The sequence below is a fragment of the Pseudomonas sp. No.117 genome, from assembly GCF_054558395.1.
The window spans coordinates 578,920-595,294 of the sequence record NZ_BAAJNP010000003.1 but is presented as its reverse complement, the minus strand read 5'-3'; the positions used below and the strand labels follow the sequence as shown (position 1 = coordinate 595,294).

The window sequence follows — 16,375 nt, the reverse complement described above, 5'->3', positions numbered from 1 at the left end:
CAACAGGCAGGCTGTGGACTCGTCCAAGCGAGACTACAGCCAGCCCTAGTACTTCGCCCCATACCCCTCCGGCTCCACCGGGAAGCTACCGTCGTTCGCCGCGATCAGCTTGTTCAGCCGCACCGGAATGGCCTTGGCCGCCGGGACCTTGCTGCCTTCGGCGTGGTGCCAGAGCGGGATCAGGGCGTTGCATTCGGGGTAATAGCCGCCGCAGGCGCCTTCCGGGATGTTATAGGGCGTGACCCGCAGCGGACCCACCTCACGGCGTACGCCGTCGTCGGCCACCGTCGATACCTGCACCTTGTCGCCTTCGGCCAGGCCCAGGCGTTCGATGTCGTTGCGATTCATCAGCAGCACCGCGCGGGTGCCCTTCACGCCGCGGAAACGGTCGTGGTAGCCGTAGATGGTGGTGTTGAACTGGTCGTTGCTGCGCAGCGTCATCAGGGTCAGGACGTCGCGCCCACTGGCGGGCATGTCCGGGTCTTCTTCCAAACTGCGCGGCACGATGAGATTGGCCTTGCCGGTCTCGGTCTTCCATTCGCGCTTGGCGGCGGGCAGCGGCCGGTGGAAGCCACCCACCTCCCAGAGCCGCGCATTGAAGTCGTGGAAGATCTCCGGGAAGGAGCGGGCGATCTCGTCGCGGATCAGGCCGTAGTCGGCCACCCAGGCGTCCCAGGTCACCTTGGGGTTTTCCGGCAGGGTGGCCTTGGCCAGGCCGGCGACGATGGCCGGTTCGGACAGCAGGTCACCTTCCGGCGGCTCGGCCGCACCGCGCCAGCCATGGACGCAGCCGGTGCTGTCCTCGGTGCTGTGGGCCTGTTCCACGCCATGCTGGCGATCGATCTCGGTCCGGCCGAGGCAGGGCAGCAGGTAGGTCTTGTCCGCTGGCACCAGGTGATTGCGATTGAGCTTGGTGGCGATCTGCACCGACAGACGCAGGGTCCGCCAGGCTGGCTCCATCAGGCTGGTCTCGGGGATGGCGCGCAGGAAGTTGCCACCGAGGCCGATGAAGGCCCTCACCGAGCCGTCGAGGATGCCTTCACAGGCTTCCACGGTATTGCGGCCCTTATCCTGCGGCGGAGTGAAGTTGAAACGCTCGGCAAGCTGGTCCAGCGGCGCCAGCTCGGGCTTCTCGGTGATACCTACGGTACGCTGGCCCTGGACGTTGGAATGGCCACGTACCGGGCAGATGCCAGCGCCGGGCTTGCCGATGTTGCCGCGCAGGAGCAGCAGGTTGGCCAGCATCTGGATGGTCTCCACCCCATGGCGGTGCTGGGTAAGGCCCATGCCGTAGATGCCGATGACCTTCTGGCAGCGACCATAGACGGCCGCTGCCGCTTCCAGGGCGCTGCGGGTCAGGCCCGACTGCCGCTCCAGCTGCGGCCATTCCTGGCGCTGCAGCCATTCGCAGAAATCGGCGAAACCATGGCAGTGCTCGGCGATGAAGGCGTGGTCGAGCACCGCCGGGCGGCCTTGCTCGCGAGCCTCGTCATCGGCGGCCAGCAGCGCCTTGCACATGCCGGCCAGGGCGGCGATGTCACCACCGGGCTTGAGCTGGTGATACTGGGTGCTGATCTGGGTGGGGTGGTCGGTGAGCATTTCCACCGGCGATTGCGGATTGACGAAGGTTTCCAGGCCGCGCTCGCGCAAGGGGTTGAAGGTGATGATGGGCGCGCCGCGTTTACGCGCCTCCTGCAGGTCGTGCAGCATCCGCGGACTGTTGCTGCCGGGATTCTGGCCGAAGAACAGCAGGCAGTCGGCCTGGTCGAAATCATTCAGGGTGACGGTGCCCACGGTCACGCCGATGCTCTTGGGCAGCGCCACCGAGGTGCTCTCGTGGCACATGTTGGAGCTGTCCGGCAGGTTATTGGTACCGTACAGGCGGGCATAGAGCTGATAGAGGTAGGAGGTTTCCAGCGCGGCGCGGCCGGAGGCATAGAAGATCACCGAGTCCGGATCCAGCGCCTTGAGTTCGGCGCCGATGTCGGCGAAGGCCTCGGCCCAGCTCACCGGCCGGTAACGGTCGCTGGCGGCGTCATAGCGCAGCGGATGGGTCAGGCGGCCGACCTCTTCCAGGTCATAGTCGCGCCAGCCGCGCAATTCGCTCAGCGAATGCTGGGCGAAGAATTCCGGGCCGCATCTCTTGCTGGTGACTTCCCAGGCGGTGGCTTTGGCGCCGTTCTCGCAGAACTCCAGCGGATGCGGCTTGCCCGGCTTGGCCCAGGCGCAGCTCACGCAGGCGAAGCCACCATGCTTGTTCTGCTTGGCCAGCAGGGCGCCGGATTTGAGCGGCACCCGTTCGCGCAGCACGATCTCGGTCACCGAGCGCGCCGAGCCCCAGCCACCGGAAGGCGCGTCGTAGCGTTCAACCCTGGGTTTGCCGATCTTGCTCATGGTGCGCCTCACGTGACTGTCTGGCGATGTGCCTGTAGGTCATGGGACGGCGCGTCTGGCGGGAAGGTTCTGGCGGTCAGCCAGGCGGTGCGGCGAAGCCCAGTTGCCGCCAGCCTTCGTAGACCGCCACCGCCACGGTGTTGGACAGGTTGAGGCTGCGGCGGTTGGGCAGCATCGGCAGGCGCAGCCGCTGCTCGGGCGGCAGGGATTCCAGCACCTCGGCGGGCAGGCCACGACTTTCCGGACCGAACAGCAGGGCATCGCCCGGCGCATAGGCGATCTCGGTGAAGGGATGGCTGGCTTTGGTGGTGAAGGCCAGCAGTCGGGGCGGCTGCAAATCTGCTATACAGGCCGCAAGACTGGCGTGGGTCCGCACCGTGGACCATTCGTGGTAGTCCAGGCCGGCGCGGCGCAATTTCTTGTCGTCCAGCGCGAAGCCCAGCGGCTCGATCAGGTGCAGGCGGCAGCCGGTGATGGCGCACAGGCGAATGACGTTGCCGGTATTGGGCGGAATTTCCGGTTGGTAGAGGATGATGTCGAACATGAAGGGCAGGGCGCCTGGCAAAGCGTCTATGGTACTGCGCGGCCGCCGCGCCGTCGCGAGCGGGGTAGGGCGATGAGTCTCGGCCGTCGCTTGGTCGATTGGCTGCTGCGCGAACACCGGGCGCGCCAGGACGAACTGGCGCGAGTGGAAGATCCGCAACTGCTCAAGGCCGAATGGCGCGCCCAGCGCCAGCGCCTGACGCTTTGGCTGGCCTCGGCGGCGCTGGGCGCCGGCCTGTTCGGCATGATCATCGGCCAACTGGTGTACCAGCGCACCCATCCCGATCCCTGGTCGGCCGAGGCCCGCCGCCCGGTCATCCTGGGGGTGGACGCGCAGCAGGACCCAACCCGCTTCGAATTGTTGATCACCGCCGACCGCTCGCTGTTCTACGAACGCTATCGCCCCGAGGGTGCGCTCAGCCTGCGCCTGCCGCGAGCGAAGTGGGATGGTGGCGAGCGCCAGGGTCGGGTGGTGCGACCGGGTGGCAGCTTTTCCTGGACGGTGCGTCAGGATGGCCAGGACCTGAAGGTATTGCTGGTCGGCGTCGGCGGTGCCTTGCAGGCCAGCGATCACTTGATAGAGGACGGCGAAAACTGGGTGCTCAAGGTCGAGGTCCCGCTGGCGCCCTAGAATGCCCCGTTATCAGGCAAAGCGCGCGGATGTGCACCAGGGCTGAACGTGGCTTTGCTTGTGATGGAACGGGCCCTGTTCGCTCTCCCACCTTGCGAGCAGGGTGCTCCTTTGGGTTGCAAACCGCTCTGGGATGGGGTTTTCAGGTTTTCCCGGCGCAAAAAAAGAGGCCATCACGCGGAGTGATGGCCTCAAGAAGAAAAGAGGGGATTCCCCAGCCTGCCTGTACCGAGGTCCCCAAAAGGGTAGTTACCTAAGACATTGCAGGAGGTGTGCCAAGTTTTGAGTTGAGTGGTTTTGGGCGACTTTGTAGGTTGGGTTGAGCCTTAGCGAAGCCCAACGTAGTTAGCGCTTATCTGGGTTTATTGCTGCCCTAGCTGCTTATCGTAGTTTGTGGAGGTCTCTGGTTTCGCCTGGCCGGCGACTTACTTTTCTTTGTTTGCGCAAAGAAAAGTAAGCAAAAGAAAGCGCACCCCAACAGTTCGGCCCTCCGCTACGCTCCGGGTTCCCTCGCTCCGGTGCCGCTCCAGGGGCACGGCACGAAGGGGCTTCCTGCCCCTCGCGCCTTGCTCGGCGTCCTGCCTCGCATCCCCCTCCGCGACCCCTACACTCGGCCTCACTGACGGGGACGGAGGCGCCAGCCTGAGGCTTCGGTATTTACTTTCTCTTGTAGCGTGGAAAACCGCGCAGCGTTTTCCACTGGCGCATAACGCCGATCCCTGTGGACAAGGCTTCGCCGTTGTCCACGCTACGGGTTCTTCAACCGAAACTTTCAGGCTGGCGAATTGCCCCGTTCAGGAGGGCGAGCGCCAGTGTCGTGGAGTGGGTCGAGCCGCATGGATGCGGCGAGAGGTCCAGTGGGCCATGGACGGCCCATCTGGACCGACCCCGGAACGGCGCTGGTGTGAGCGGACCTGGAGCGGAGCGGAAGGCCGGATGGTCGGGGCAAGCGTTTTTGCTTACTTTTGCCGCGACTGGCAAAAGTGAGTCGCTCGGGAGAGCGAAACAAGAAGTACCAGCAAAACTCGGTAACCGGCTAGGGCACCAATAGTACAAAGCGTTGGGCCTCACTCTCGCTCAGCCCAACCTACGGCCCCGTAAAGAACCCTCAGTCCTCCCCCTCCTCATCCGGCCCGTCTACCTTCATGCCCAATTCCTTGATCTTGCGCGTCAGGGTGTTGCGTCCCCAACCCAGCAAGACGGCCGCGTCGCGGCGGCGGCCGGCGGTGTGCTTGAGGGCGGTCTCGATCATGATGCGTTCGAAGGCCGGCACGGCATTGTCCAGCAGGCTAGACTGGCCGCGGGTGAGGGCCTGGTCGGCCCACTGGCGCAGGGCCTGTTCCCAGTTGGCGGCGGGGGCGGCGTCCTGGGGCTGGTTGAGCAGCTCCGGCGGCAGGTCGTCGATCAGCACCTCGCGGCTGGAGGCCATCACCGTGATCCAGCGGCAGGTGTTCTCCAGTTGGCGCACGTTGCCCTGCCAGGGCAGGCCCTTCATGTATTCCTCGGTCTCGCCGCGCAGGGTCTTGGGCTCCACGGCCAGCTCCTGGGCCGCGCGGGCGAGGAAGTGGCGGGCGAGGGCGGGGATGTCCTCGCGGCGATCGGCCAGCCGCGGGATGTGGATGCGGATGACGTTGAGGCGGTGGAACAGGTCTTCGCGGAACTTGCCCTCGCGCACCAGGCCTTCGAGGTTCTGGTGGGTGGCGGCGATGATGCGCACGTCCACCTTGACCGGGGTGTGGCCGCCGACCCGATAGAACTCGCCATCGGCTAGCACCCGCAGCAGGCGGGTCTGGGTGTCGGCCGGCATGTCGCCGATCTCGTCGAGGAACAGGGTGCCGCCGTCGGCCTGCTCGAAGCGGCCGCGGCGCTGGGCGGCGGCGCCGGTGAAGGCACCTTTCTCGTGGCCGAACAGCTCGGATTCCATCAGGTCCTTGGGGATGGCGGCCATGTTCAGGGCGATGAAGGGCGCCGCGGCGCGCGGACTGTGGCGATGCAAGGCGTGGGCGACCAGCTCCTTGCCGGTACCGGATTCGCCGTTGATCAGTACGGTGATGTTGGAGTGCGAGAGCCGGCCGATGGCGCGGAACACCTCCTGCATCGCCGGCGCCTCGCCGATGATCTCGGGGGTGCGGGTCAGGTGCGCCGGCTCGGCGAAGCCCTGTTGCTCCTGGGCGTGCTGCCCGGCGCGCTTGACCAGGGCCACGGCCTCGTCGACGTCGAAGGGCTTGGGCAGGTACTCGAAGGCGCCGCCCTGGTAGGACGCCACGGCGCTGTCCAGGTCGGAATGGGCGGTCATGATGATCATCGGCAGGCGCGGGTGCATCTCGCGGATCCGCGACAGCAGGTCCAGGCCGCTGGTGCCGGGCATGCGGATGTCCGAGATCACCACGTCCGGCTGCTGGCGACCGAGGCGGGTCATGACGCTGTCGGCGCTGTCGAAGGCGACGGTGGTCATGCCCTCCTGTTGCAGGGCTTTTTCCAGGACCCAGCGGATGGAACGGTCGTCGTCGACGATCCAGACGGTCTCCGAACGGCTCATGCGTGCTCCTCGTTATTCCAGCGGCAGGAAGATGCTGAAGGCGGTGTGGCCGGGATGGCTTTCACACTCGATCAGGCCCTGGTGCTGGGTGATGATGTTCTGGGTAATGGCGAGCCCCAGGCCGGTGCCGTCGGGACGGCCGCTGACCATGGGGTAGAAGATGGTTTCCTGCAGATCCTGGGGAATGCCCGGACCGTTGTCGGTGATCTCCACCTTGCACACCAGGCGATGACGGTGGTGGCCGATGGTGAACTGGCGCAGGGTGCGGGTTCTCAGGGTGACCCGGCCCAGGCGCAGCTCGTTCTGCTGGGAGATGGCCTGCATGGCGTTGCGCACGATGTTGAGCACCGCCTGGATCATCTGCTCGCGGTCGATCATCAGATCGGGAATGCTCGGATCGTAGTCGCGCACCAGGTTGATCAGCCCCTGGCTCTCCGCTTCCACCAGGCTGCAGACCCGTTCGAGGACCTCGTGGACGTTGGTGATGGCCAGCTTCGGCAGCTTATTGGAGCCGAGCATGCGGTCGACCAGGTTCCGCAGCCGATCCGCTTCCTCGATGATGACGTTGGTGTAGTCCTTGAGCGCCTCTTCCGGCAGCTCGCGGGCCAGCAGCTGCGCCGCGCCGCGGATACCGCCGAGGGGATTTTTGATCTCGTGGGCCAGGCCGCGCACCAGCAGCTTGGTGGTTTCCTGCTTGGACAGCTGCGCCTCTTCCTTGGTGATGCGCAGCAGGCGGTCGCGCGGATGGACCTCCAGCAGCAGCAGGGTGTTGTGGCGGTCGAGGATCGGCGTCACGGCGTAGTCCACCGTCAGGCTGTTGCCCGAGGTGGAGACCAGCAAGGCCTCGCGCTTGGTGAAGGGGTGGGCATGGTCCACCGCCTGGCGCAGCGCCTGCAGGGCTTCCGGCGATTCGGTGAAGAGTTCGCTGATGAACTGGCCGTGGCTGCGCTGACCGCTGATGGCCAGCAGCATCTCCGCCGCTGGGTTCATGTACTCCAGGCGCAGCTCCGCATCCAGCAGGATGACCGCGGTCGTGAGGTTGTCGAGCAGGAGTCGGTGGATGACGTCGGTAGGCATGAGAGGCCACAGCGCTATAGGGACGATAGGAAAATGCAAGAAGCAAACCAAGACGCCCCGAGTTAGGGCAGATAGCTGCAACGTGCACTAACAGCCGCCGCGCGACGCCGAAGGCTCCAGCGGATTTGTATCAAGATGGTGCGCGCGCGAAAAGCGCACCATTAGGGTGCGCTACAGGAAGGGTAGCCAGGATTTCTTGGCTTCGGGCGGTTTCATGTCCAGCGGACATTCCGGTCGTTTGCCCCAGTCCTGGCCCGCGCAGGGATGCGCCTGGCGCTTCTGCTCCAGGGAGGGGCGCCGCAGGTGGAAGGGCTGGGCCGGGGTGCGCTCCAGCACGCTGCCGTCGGCGGCGAGGATTTCCGCCACCAGGCTATGGGTGCCGCGGTCCAGGTTGCCGAGGGGGAACACCGGGCTGCGGCCGACGCCGGCTTCCTTGTCGTCGAGCAACAGCCGGTAGCTGTGACCCGGTTGCAGCTCCGGCTCGCTGACCAGGCTGACGATGAGCTGCCCCTGCTGGTCAATCACCGTGGCGTCGGGTTCGGGGACCAGGATGCGCAGCATCTGGTAGCGGAAAGGCGCGGCCTTGGGCGTCTTCGCGACGGGCGCCGGCGGCGTCGGGCTCAGCTTGAGGGTCGGCTGGCCGCGCTGGTTGAGGTTGTTGGTGGTGGTCACCGGCACCTTGGCGGCCTTCACGCCCTTGGGGGGCTGGTCGGTGTAGACGCGGTTGCCTTCCTTGTCGACATAGCTGTAGACCGCCGCCTGGGCGGGCAGCAGCAGGCAGAGCAGCAGCAGGGCGAGCACGGGACGCATCAGCGGGCCGGGCTGTTGACGCTGATGCGTTGCACGGTGACGGTCTTGTCGGCGCTGGTCTGGATCACCTCGCCGTTGCCGGACACCACCTGGGCGGCGAAACGGTGCTCACCGCGCTCCAGGTTGGCCACGCCGAAACGGGTGCTCTGGCCGGGATTGCCATAGGGCGCGCCGTCCACCAGCAGTTGCAGGTTCTGCCCGGGACCCAGCGCCGGCTCCACGGACACCCCTACCGAGAAGGTGCCGTTGTTGGCGCGGATGGCCTCGTCGTCGGGGACGTTGACCTCCAGGCGGCTGAAGGCCGGGCCAGCAGGTGCCGTCGCTGCCGGGGCGCTGGGCGTCGTGGGGGCCGGGCGCGGATTGTCCACGGTGTTGGTCGGCGCCACCTGGACGGGCTTGGCGTTGGCCGAGGGCTGGTCGCTGAACACCGTGTTGCCTTCGGCATCGACCGACTTGTAGATCGCGGCCTGGGCGGAGCAGGCGAGGCAGAGCAGACAGCAGGCAAGCAGGCGAGGCATGGCGGGATCTCGGCCGGGCGATGGGGATCAAGGGTAGCAGGCGCGCCGGGTGCTCAGGTAGGCAGCTCGGCTTCTCCGCGGTGGCGTCGGTCGCGGCGGTTTTCCACGCGCAAAGAAAAGGCCTCCCGAAGGAGGCCTCTTTCATTACCGCAGCGGGATCAGACGCTGTAGTACAGGTCGTATTCCAGCGGGTGCACGAAGGTACGGACCTTGATCTCTTCCTCGGACTTCAGCTCGATGTAGGCATCGATGAACTCGTCGGTGAAGACGCCGCCCTTGGTCAGGAACGCACGACCGGCGTCCAGGGCTTCCAGGGCTTCCTTCAGGCTGCCGCAGACCTGCGGGATCTTCTTGCCTTCTTCCGGCGGCAGATCGTACAGGTTCTTGTCGGCGGCATCGCCGGGGTGAATCTTGTTCTGGATGCCGTCCAGGCCAGCCATCAGCAGCGCGGCGAAGCACAGGTAGGGGTTGGCAGCCGGATCCGGGAAGCGGGCCTCGATGCGGCGGGCTTTCGGGCTCGACACATAGGGGATACGGATGGAGGCGGAACGGTTACGGGCCGAGTAGGCCAGCATGACCGGGGCTTCGAAGCCGGGCACCAGACGCTTGTAGCTGTTGGTGGACGGGTTGGTGAAGCCGTTCAGGGCCTTGCCGTGCTTGATGATGCCGCCGATGAAGTACAGGGCGGTATCGGACAGGCCGGCATAGCCTTCGCCGGCGAAGGTGTTCTTGCCATCCTTGGAGATGGACATGTGCACGTGCATGCCGGAGCCGTTGTCGCCGTACAGGGGCTTGGGCATGAAGGTGGCGGTCTTGCCGTAGGCATCGGCCACGTTGTGCACGACGTACTTCAGGGTCTGGGTCTCGTCGGCCTTCTTGACCAGGGTGTTGAACTGCACACCGATCTCGTTCTGGCCAGCGGTCGCCACTTCGTGGTGGTGGACTTCCACGACCAGGCCCATCTCTTCCAGGGCGTTGCACATGGCGGTACGGATTTCGTGGTCGTGGTCGACCGGCGGAACCGGGAAGTAGCCGCCCTTGACGCCCGGACGGTGACCCTTGTTGCCGCTCTCGAAGTCAGCGTCGGTGTTCCAGGACGCCTGCTCGGAGAAGATCTTGAACATGGAGCCGGAGATGTCCGACTTGAACTTCACTTCGTCGAAGATGAAGAACTCGGGCTCCGGGCCGACGAATACGGTGTCGCCGATGCCGGTGGACTTCAGGTACTCCTCGGCGGCCTTGGCGATACCACGGGGGTCGCGCTCGTAGGGCTGCATGGTCGAGGGTTCGATGATGTCGCAGACCAGGATCAGGGTCGGCTCTTCGGTGAAGGGATCCAGGACGGCGGTGCTGTCGTCGGGCAGCAGGATCATGTCGGAGGCTTCGATGCCTTTCCAGCCGGCGATGGAGGAGCCGTCGAACATCTTGCCGTGGGCGAAGAAGTCTTCGTCCAGCGCGTCACGCGCCGGCATGGTGACGTGTTGCTGCTTGCCTTTGGTGTCGGTGAAGCGCAGGTCTACCCACTTCACGTCGTTTTCTTTGATCAGTTGAACAGCCTTCGACATGGTTTCCTCCAGAGGAATTTCGGCCGGGAGCGGTTGGCGGTACTCCCGGTATCAGCTGTGCCCTTGAGGGGCGCTCCCGTGCTGCCTGGTCGGTGACCGGCGTTCCACGAAAAGCGCCCTATGCTGGCTCAGGGGCGGCTGCCTCACAAGAGAGCAAGTTGTATGCCAGTGCCCCTTAATGGGCAGGAGTGGCTTCCTTGCGTCTCTCGCGGCGTTTTCAGGCTGGCCGATGCCGCATGAGCGCACCAATTTGGTGCTTTTAAATCTAGATTTGCACCTTAATGGCGCCTGGAGTGATTTTGTCGGCTGAATTCGAGTCGCCGCGGGATTTCAGGTATGATCTTCGCCCTTTTCTTTTGCGTTTCCCGCCCGCCGCCGTCCGTTCATGAAGCTCATCATCAAGGTCTTTCCGGAAATCACCATCAAGAGTCGCCCGGTGCGCAAGAATTTCATTCGCCAGCTGGTGAAGAACATTCGTGTCGTGCTGCGCGACCTGGATCCGGACGTCCAGGTGGAAGGGGTCTGGGACAACATCACCCTGGACACCGCGGTCAGCGAGCCGCGCCTGCTGGCGGAGATGAAGCAGCGCCTGGCCTGCACCCCCGGCATCGGCCAATTCCTCGAGGTGCACGAGTATCCGCTGGGCGACTTCGAGACCATCCTCGAGCTCTGCGAGCGCCACTTCGGCGAGCGGGTTCGCGGCAAGGTGTTCTCGGTCCGCTGCAAGCGCGCCGGCAAGCATGACTTTTCCTCGATGGACGTGGAGCGCTACGTCGGCGGTGGCCTGCGCGAGCGCTGTGGCGGCGCCGGCATCGCCCTGAAGAATCCCGAGGTGAACGTTCGCCTGGAGATCCGCGACCAGCGGCTGTTCATCATCGACGAGCATCACGAGGGCCTGGGCGGCTATCCGCTGGGTGCCCTGGAGCAGGTGCTGGTGCTGATGTCCGGTGGCTTCGATTCCACCGTGGCCGCCTACCAGATGATGAGGCGTGGCATGGTCAGCCACTTCTGCTTCTTCAATCTCGGCGGGCGTGCCCACGAACTGGGCGTGATGGAAGTGGCGCACTATCTGTGGGAGAAATTCGGTCGCTCCCAGCGCGTGCTGTTCATCAGCGTGCCCTTCGAGGAAGTGGTAGGGCAGATCCTCACCCAGTGCGACGACAGCCACATGGGCGTGATCTTGAAGCGCATGATGCTGCGCGCCGCCAGCCGCATCGCCGAGCAGCTGCAGATCGAGGCGCTGGTGACCGGCGAGGCCGTCTCCCAGGTTTCCAGCCAGACCCTGACCAACCTGGCGGTGATCGACAAGGCCACCGATACCCTGGTGCTGCGCCCGCTGCTGGCCAGCCACAAGCAGGACATCATCGACACCGCCGAACGCATCGGCACCGCCGACTTCGCCAAGCACATGCCCGAGTACTGCGGCGTCATCTCGGTGAATCCCACCACCAAGGCCAAGGCCATGCGGGTGGAGCACGAGGAAGGCAAGTTCGACCTGGCGGTGCTCGATGCCGCCCTGGCGCGCGCCCGCTTCATCACCGTCGACAAGGTGATCGAGGAGCTGGGCAAGGACGTGCAGGTCGAGGAGCTGGCACAGCCCTTGCCAGGTCAGATCGTGGTGGACATCCGCCACCCCGACGCCCAGGAAGAGGCGCCGCTGGAACTTGCCGGCAACGAGGTGCAGGTCATGCCCTTCTTCGCCCTGAACAGCCGTTTCAAGGAACTGGACGAGCAGCGCCAGTACCTCCTCTATTGCGACCGCGGGGTGATGAGCCGGCTGCACGCCCATCACCTGCTCACCGAAGGGTACGCCAATGTGCGCGTTTATCGTCCGGCCTAAGCAGCCGGGCCTGCTGGGTGGCAGTATCCGCCACCGCCCTCCCGACCTCTTCTAGCCGTCCGGTCCCGTAACGGCCGGCCGCGTTTCGCGCGCTTGCAATCTCCAGCTGTCAGCCTGCTGGCTGAAGCTCCTTCATTTCTATACCGAGAACACCACTGTGATCGAGAATCTACGCAACATCGCCATCATCGCGCACGTCGACCATGGCAAGACCACCCTCGTCGACAAGCTGCTGCGCCTGTCCGGCACCCTGGACCGCAAAGAAGCGGAAAACGAGCGGGTGATGGACAGCAACGACCAGGAAAAGGAGCGTGGCATCACCATCCTGGCCAAGAACACCGCGCTGAAGTGGAAGGACTACAACATCAACATCGTCGACACCCCCGGCCACGCCGACTTCGGTGGCGAGGTGGAGCGCGTGATGTCGATGGTCGACTCCGTGCTGCTGGTGGTCGACGCGCAGGACGGCCCCATGCCGCAGACCCGTTTCGTGACCCAGAAGGCCTTCAAGGCCGGCCTGCGTCCCATCGTGGTGGTGAACAAGATCGACCGTCCCGGCGCGCGTCCGGACTGGGTCATCGACCAGATCTTCGACCTGTTCGACAACCTCGGCGCCACCGATGAGCAGCTGGACTTCCCGATCGTCTACGCCAGTGCCTTGAACGGCATCGCCGGCATGGACCACGAGAAGATGGACGACAACATGGATGCCCTGTTCCAGGCCATCGTCGACCACGTTCCGGCGCCCCAGGTCGACGTGAACGGTCCCTTCCAGATGCAGATCTCCCAGCTGGACTACAACAGCTTCCTCGGCGTGATCGGTATCGGCCGCATCGCCCGTGGCCGCATCAAGGCCAACACCCCGGTGGTGGCCATCAGCGACGACGGCAGCAAGCGCAACGGTCGTATCCTCAAGATCATGGGCCACTCCGGCCTGCAGCGCGTGGAAGTGTCCGAAGCCGAAGCCGGCGACATCGTCTGCGTCTCGGGCATGGACGAGCTGTTCATCTCCGACACCCTGTGCGACCCGCAGAACGTCGAGGCCCGCCCGCCGCTGACCGTCGACCAGCCCACCGTGAGCATGACCTTCCAGGTCAACGACTCGCCGTTCGCCGGTCGTGAAGGCAAGTTCGTCACCAGCCGCAACATCAAGGACCGCCTGGACAAGGAGCTGCTGCACAACGTGGCCCTGCGCGTCGAGCCGGGCGAGTCCGCCGAGAAGTTCAAGGTCTCCGGCCGTGGCGAGCTGCACCTGTCGGTACTGATCGAGAACATGCGCCGTGAAGGCTTCGAGATGGCCGTAGGCCGTCCGGAAGTGGTGATCATCGAGAAGGACGGCGAGAAGCAGGAGCCCTACGAGAACGTCACCATCGACATCGAAGAGCAGCACCAGGGCTCGGTGATGGAGCAGATGGGTCTGCGCAAGGGCGATCTGACCAACATGATCCCCGACGGCAAGGGCCGTATTCGCCTGGAATACACCATCCCGGCGCGTGGCCTGATCGGCTTCCGCAACAACTTCCTGACCCTGACCTCGGGCAGCGGCATCCTGACCTCGACCTTCAGCCACTACGGCCCGATCAAGGCCGGCGAAGTGAGCAACCGTCAGAACGGCGTGCTGGTGTCCATGGCCACCGGTACCGCCCTGACCTACTCGCTGGAAACCCTGCAGAGCCGCGGCAAGCTGTTCCTGGCTCCGGGCGACGAGATCTACGAAGGCCAGCTGTGCGGCATCAACAGCCGTGACAACGACCTGGTGCTCAACCCCACCAAGGGCAAGAAGCTGGACAACATGCGCGCCTCGGGCAAGGACGAAGTCATCGCCCTGGTGCCGCCGATCAAGTTCACCCTGGAGCAGGCGCTGGAATTCATCGCCGACGACGAGCTGGTGGAAGTGACGCCGAAGTCCATCCGCCTGCGCAAGAAGTACCTGAACGAGAACGACCGCAAGCGCTTCGAGCGTTCCAAGGTCTGATCGCGTTTCGGTAACGCAAGAAAGCGCCTTCGGGCGCTTTTTTGTTGCCCGCGTGCCTCCATCGACAGCGTTCTAGCGCGGCCATGGCGGTCCGCCGCTGCGGTCGCTCCGACGCTCACAGCGGGCACGTAGGAGCGGCCCATGGCCGCGATAGATCGCTAGCCATGGGCTCACGGAATATCCTGGCGCGGCCTCCTTCACCCCGGCCCTCTCCCAGGGGGAGAGGGGGAAATTGCTCGCGTACGTAGGTTGGGTTGAGCGCAGCGAAGCTCAACAGCCCAGCCCCTGGCGCTCTCCCCACGTCTGCTCGAGCAGATGGCCGGACCTTCAGGCTCGCGCGAGCGACGCCTGCCGTCCCGGTCGCCATGCAACCCCTCTAGACCAGATCTCTCAGCGCTGCCACGAACGTCTCGTACTTTTTTGTTCACAACCAGATACAACGTCATAAAAACCGTCTAGCTTCAGACGACACGCCCAACGCGTGCTCCGATAACAACAATCAAGGTGCAGGCATGACGTTCTCTCTCAGGCAACGCCTGCCGCTGGCTATCGCCCTGGCGACGGCGCTCGCGGCAACCGTGCAGGCGGCTCCCAATCCCTACAGTGGCTTCACCGTGTTCGGCGACAGCCTGCTGGATGCCGGGCAATTTCCCGATACCGGCGTGACCGGTGCCAGTCTCAGATTCACCAACCGGGTCGGCCCCAGCTACAGCGCCGCCGGTGGCGCGGTGACCGGACCGGTGTCGTCGATCCTGCTCGGCCAGCAGCTGGGTTTCGATGCCCGGACCCTGGACGCCTCGACCGCGGTGATCAATCGCCTGCTGGGTCTCTCCGATGGCGACAACTGGGCTACCGGTGGCTACACCACGGCGCAGATCCGCGATTCCATCACGGCCACCAATGGCTCGGTGGTGGCGGTGAGCGGCCTGACCCTGCGCACCCGGGACGGCTACCTGCCCGGACTCGCCAGCCAGGGGCTGCGCCTCGATCCCAACACCCTGTTCTATATCAGCGGGGGTGGTAACGACTTCCTCCAAGGCCTGATCACCTCGCCGGCCAGCGCCGCGGCGGCGGCCAATCGCCTGGGCGATGGCGTCGCCGCCCTGCAACAGGCCGGGGCGCGCTATTTGATGGTCTGGCTGTTGCCCGACATCGGCCGGACGCCGGCGCTGGCCGGCTCGCCGCAGCAGGCGGCCAGCTCGGCCTTGAGCCAGGTCTACAACCAGGCACTGGTGGCCCGCCTCGCCGGCATCGATGCCGAGATCATCGGCCTGAACGTGCCGCAGCTGCTCGCCGAGGTGGTGGCCGATCCGGCGCGCTACGGCCTGGCGACCGGGCAGGATCTCACCGGGACCTGCTTCAGCGGTGACAACTGCACGCGCAACACCACCTACGGCCTGGGCGCCGCCGCTGCGGACCCGAGCCAGCTGCTGTTCAACGACCGCGTCCACCCGACCATCACCGGCCAGCGGCTGATCGCCGACTACGCCTATTCGCTGCTGGCCGCCCCCTGGGAGGTCACCTTGCTGCCGGAGATGGCGCAGTCCTCCCTGAGATCGCACCAGGATGGCCTGCACCAGCGTTGGCTGGGCGACTGGCATGCCTGGCAGCCGGTGGGGCGCTGGCAGGGCTATGTGGATACCGGTGCGCGGCGGCTGGATGTCGACGACCAGCGCAGTACCGCCGGCGGCGATGGCAACGGCTATGGCCTGGACCTGGGCGGCAGCTATCGGCTCAGCGACGCCTGGCGTATCGGCGTCGCCGCTGGGGTCTCGCGCCAGCATCTGGAGGCTGGCGCCGCCGATTCCGACTATCGCCTGAACAGCTACCTGCTCAGCGCCTTCGCCCAATACCAGGGCGAACGCTTCTGGGGCGATCTCACCGCCACCGGTGGCCGGCTGGACTACGACGACCTGAGCCGCCGCTTCGCCCTCGGCCCGACCACCCGCAGCGAGCGTGGCGATACCGATGGCGACCTGCGTGCCCTCTCGGCGCGCCTCGGGTACGACCTGGCGGCGGCCAGCAGCCCCTGGCACCTGAGCCCCTACCTGAGCGCCGACTACGCCCGGGTCCAGGTGGATGGCTACCGCGAGCGCGGCAACGATGCCGCCGCCCTGGCCTTCGCTGACCAGTCGAGCACCTCGCGGCGGCTGGGCCTGGGGCTGCAGGGCCGCTGGCAATTCACCCCGTCCACGGCGCTGTTCGCCGACCTGGGGCGCGAGCGGGAATTCGCCGACGGTACCCGTGACGTGACCATGAGTCTGAACAGCGTGCCGGGGCTGGACTACACCCTCGACGGCTACCAGCCCGACAGCGACCGCACCCGCCTGAGCCTGGGCGTGGTGCAGCGGCTGACCCCCGAGCTCACCCTCAGGGGCGGCTACAGCTATGCCGGCGCGGGCGATAGCCATCAGCAGGGGATCGGGCTGGGCCTGTCGCTGGACTTCTAGGCCAAGATGCCGCCTGCGGGGTGTGGCGATCCG

At 65.5% G+C, this 16,375-nt stretch carries 11 protein-coding genes; 4 read left to right on the top strand and 7 right to left on the bottom strand.

Features of this window, described 5'->3' with window-relative positions; all coding sequences use genetic code 11:
• Nucleotides 1–45: 45 nt before the first annotated feature.
• Together ACYJP6_RS09525 and ACYJP6_RS09520 are read right to left on the bottom strand one after the other, a co-directional pair.
• Nucleotides 46–2,385 (bottom strand): FdhF/YdeP family oxidoreductase, encoded by a 2,340-nt coding sequence (locus ACYJP6_RS09525; RefSeq protein ID WP_459474817.1) that lies wholly within the window; start codon nt 2,383–2,385, stop codon nt 46–48.
• A gap of 85 nt (nt 2,386–2,470) precedes the next feature.
• Complete coding sequence (locus ACYJP6_RS09520) at nt 2,471–2,938, bottom strand: tRNA (cytidine(34)-2'-O)-methyltransferase (protein ID WP_058761468.1); 468 nt, start codon at nt 2,936–2,938, stop codon at nt 2,471–2,473.
• A 72-nt stretch (nt 2,939–3,010) separates the two neighbouring features.
• Between ACYJP6_RS09520 and ACYJP6_RS09515 the strand changes: the two genes are divergently transcribed.
• Entirely contained in the window at nt 3,011–3,568 is a 558-nt protein-coding gene (locus tag ACYJP6_RS09515) for a hypothetical protein (RefSeq protein ID WP_459474747.1), read from the top strand.
• Between the two features lie 1,108 nt (nt 3,569–4,676).
• On the opposite strand, the gene ntrC is transcribed toward ACYJP6_RS09515, so the two are convergent.
• From ntrC to glnA, 5 genes are all read right to left on the bottom strand, one after another.
• Nucleotides 4,677–6,107 carry a nitrogen regulation protein NR(I) gene (ntrC, locus tag ACYJP6_RS09510; RefSeq protein ID WP_459474746.1) on the bottom strand — a complete coding sequence of 477 codons (1,431 nt, stop codon included), beginning with the start codon at nt 6,105–6,107 and terminating at the stop codon, nt 4,677–4,679.
• Nucleotides 6,108–6,119: 12 nt separating this feature from the next.
• Nucleotides 6,120–7,184 (bottom strand): nitrogen regulation protein NR(II), encoded by a 1,065-nt coding sequence (gene glnL, locus ACYJP6_RS09505; RefSeq protein ID WP_145011572.1) that lies wholly within the window; start codon nt 7,182–7,184, stop codon nt 6,120–6,122.
• 171 nt (nt 7,185–7,355) lie between these two features.
• Nucleotides 7,356–7,994, bottom strand: a complete 639-nt coding sequence (locus ACYJP6_RS09500; RefSeq protein WP_459474745.1) for a DUF4124 domain-containing protein — start codon at nt 7,992–7,994, stop codon at nt 7,356–7,358.
• On the bottom strand, nt 7,994–8,512 hold the full coding sequence (locus ACYJP6_RS09495; protein WP_459474744.1) for a DUF4124 domain-containing protein: 519 nt from the start codon (nt 8,510–8,512) through the stop codon (nt 7,994–7,996). Before ACYJP6_RS09495 ends, ACYJP6_RS09500 begins: the two co-directional genes overlap by 1 nt.
• 158 nt (nt 8,513–8,670) lie before the next feature.
• The gene (glnA, locus tag ACYJP6_RS09490; RefSeq protein WP_007161312.1) at nt 8,671–10,077 is read right to left on the bottom strand and encodes a glutamate--ammonia ligase; all 1,407 of its coding nucleotides are present in this window, start codon (nt 10,075–10,077) and stop codon (nt 8,671–8,673) included.
• A gap of 385 nt (nt 10,078–10,462) precedes the next feature.
• On the opposite strand from glnA, the gene thiI reads away from it, so the two are divergent.
• From thiI to ACYJP6_RS09475, 3 genes are all read left to right on the top strand, one after another.
• Complete coding sequence (thiI, locus tag ACYJP6_RS09485) at nt 10,463–11,917, top strand: tRNA uracil 4-sulfurtransferase ThiI (protein WP_459474743.1); 1,455 nt, start codon at nt 10,463–10,465, stop codon at nt 11,915–11,917.
• A gap of 157 nt (nt 11,918–12,074) precedes the next feature.
• Nucleotides 12,075–13,892 (top strand): translational GTPase TypA, encoded by a 1,818-nt coding sequence (gene typA / locus ACYJP6_RS09480; protein WP_459474742.1) that lies wholly within the window; start codon nt 12,075–12,077, stop codon nt 13,890–13,892.
• Nucleotides 13,893–14,404: 512 nt separating this feature from the next.
• The gene (locus tag ACYJP6_RS09475) at nt 14,405–16,342 is read left to right on the top strand and encodes an autotransporter domain-containing protein (protein ID WP_459474741.1); all 1,938 of its coding nucleotides are present in this window, start codon (nt 14,405–14,407) and stop codon (nt 16,340–16,342) included.
• The last annotated feature ends 33 nt before the right edge of the window (nt 16,343–16,375 follow it).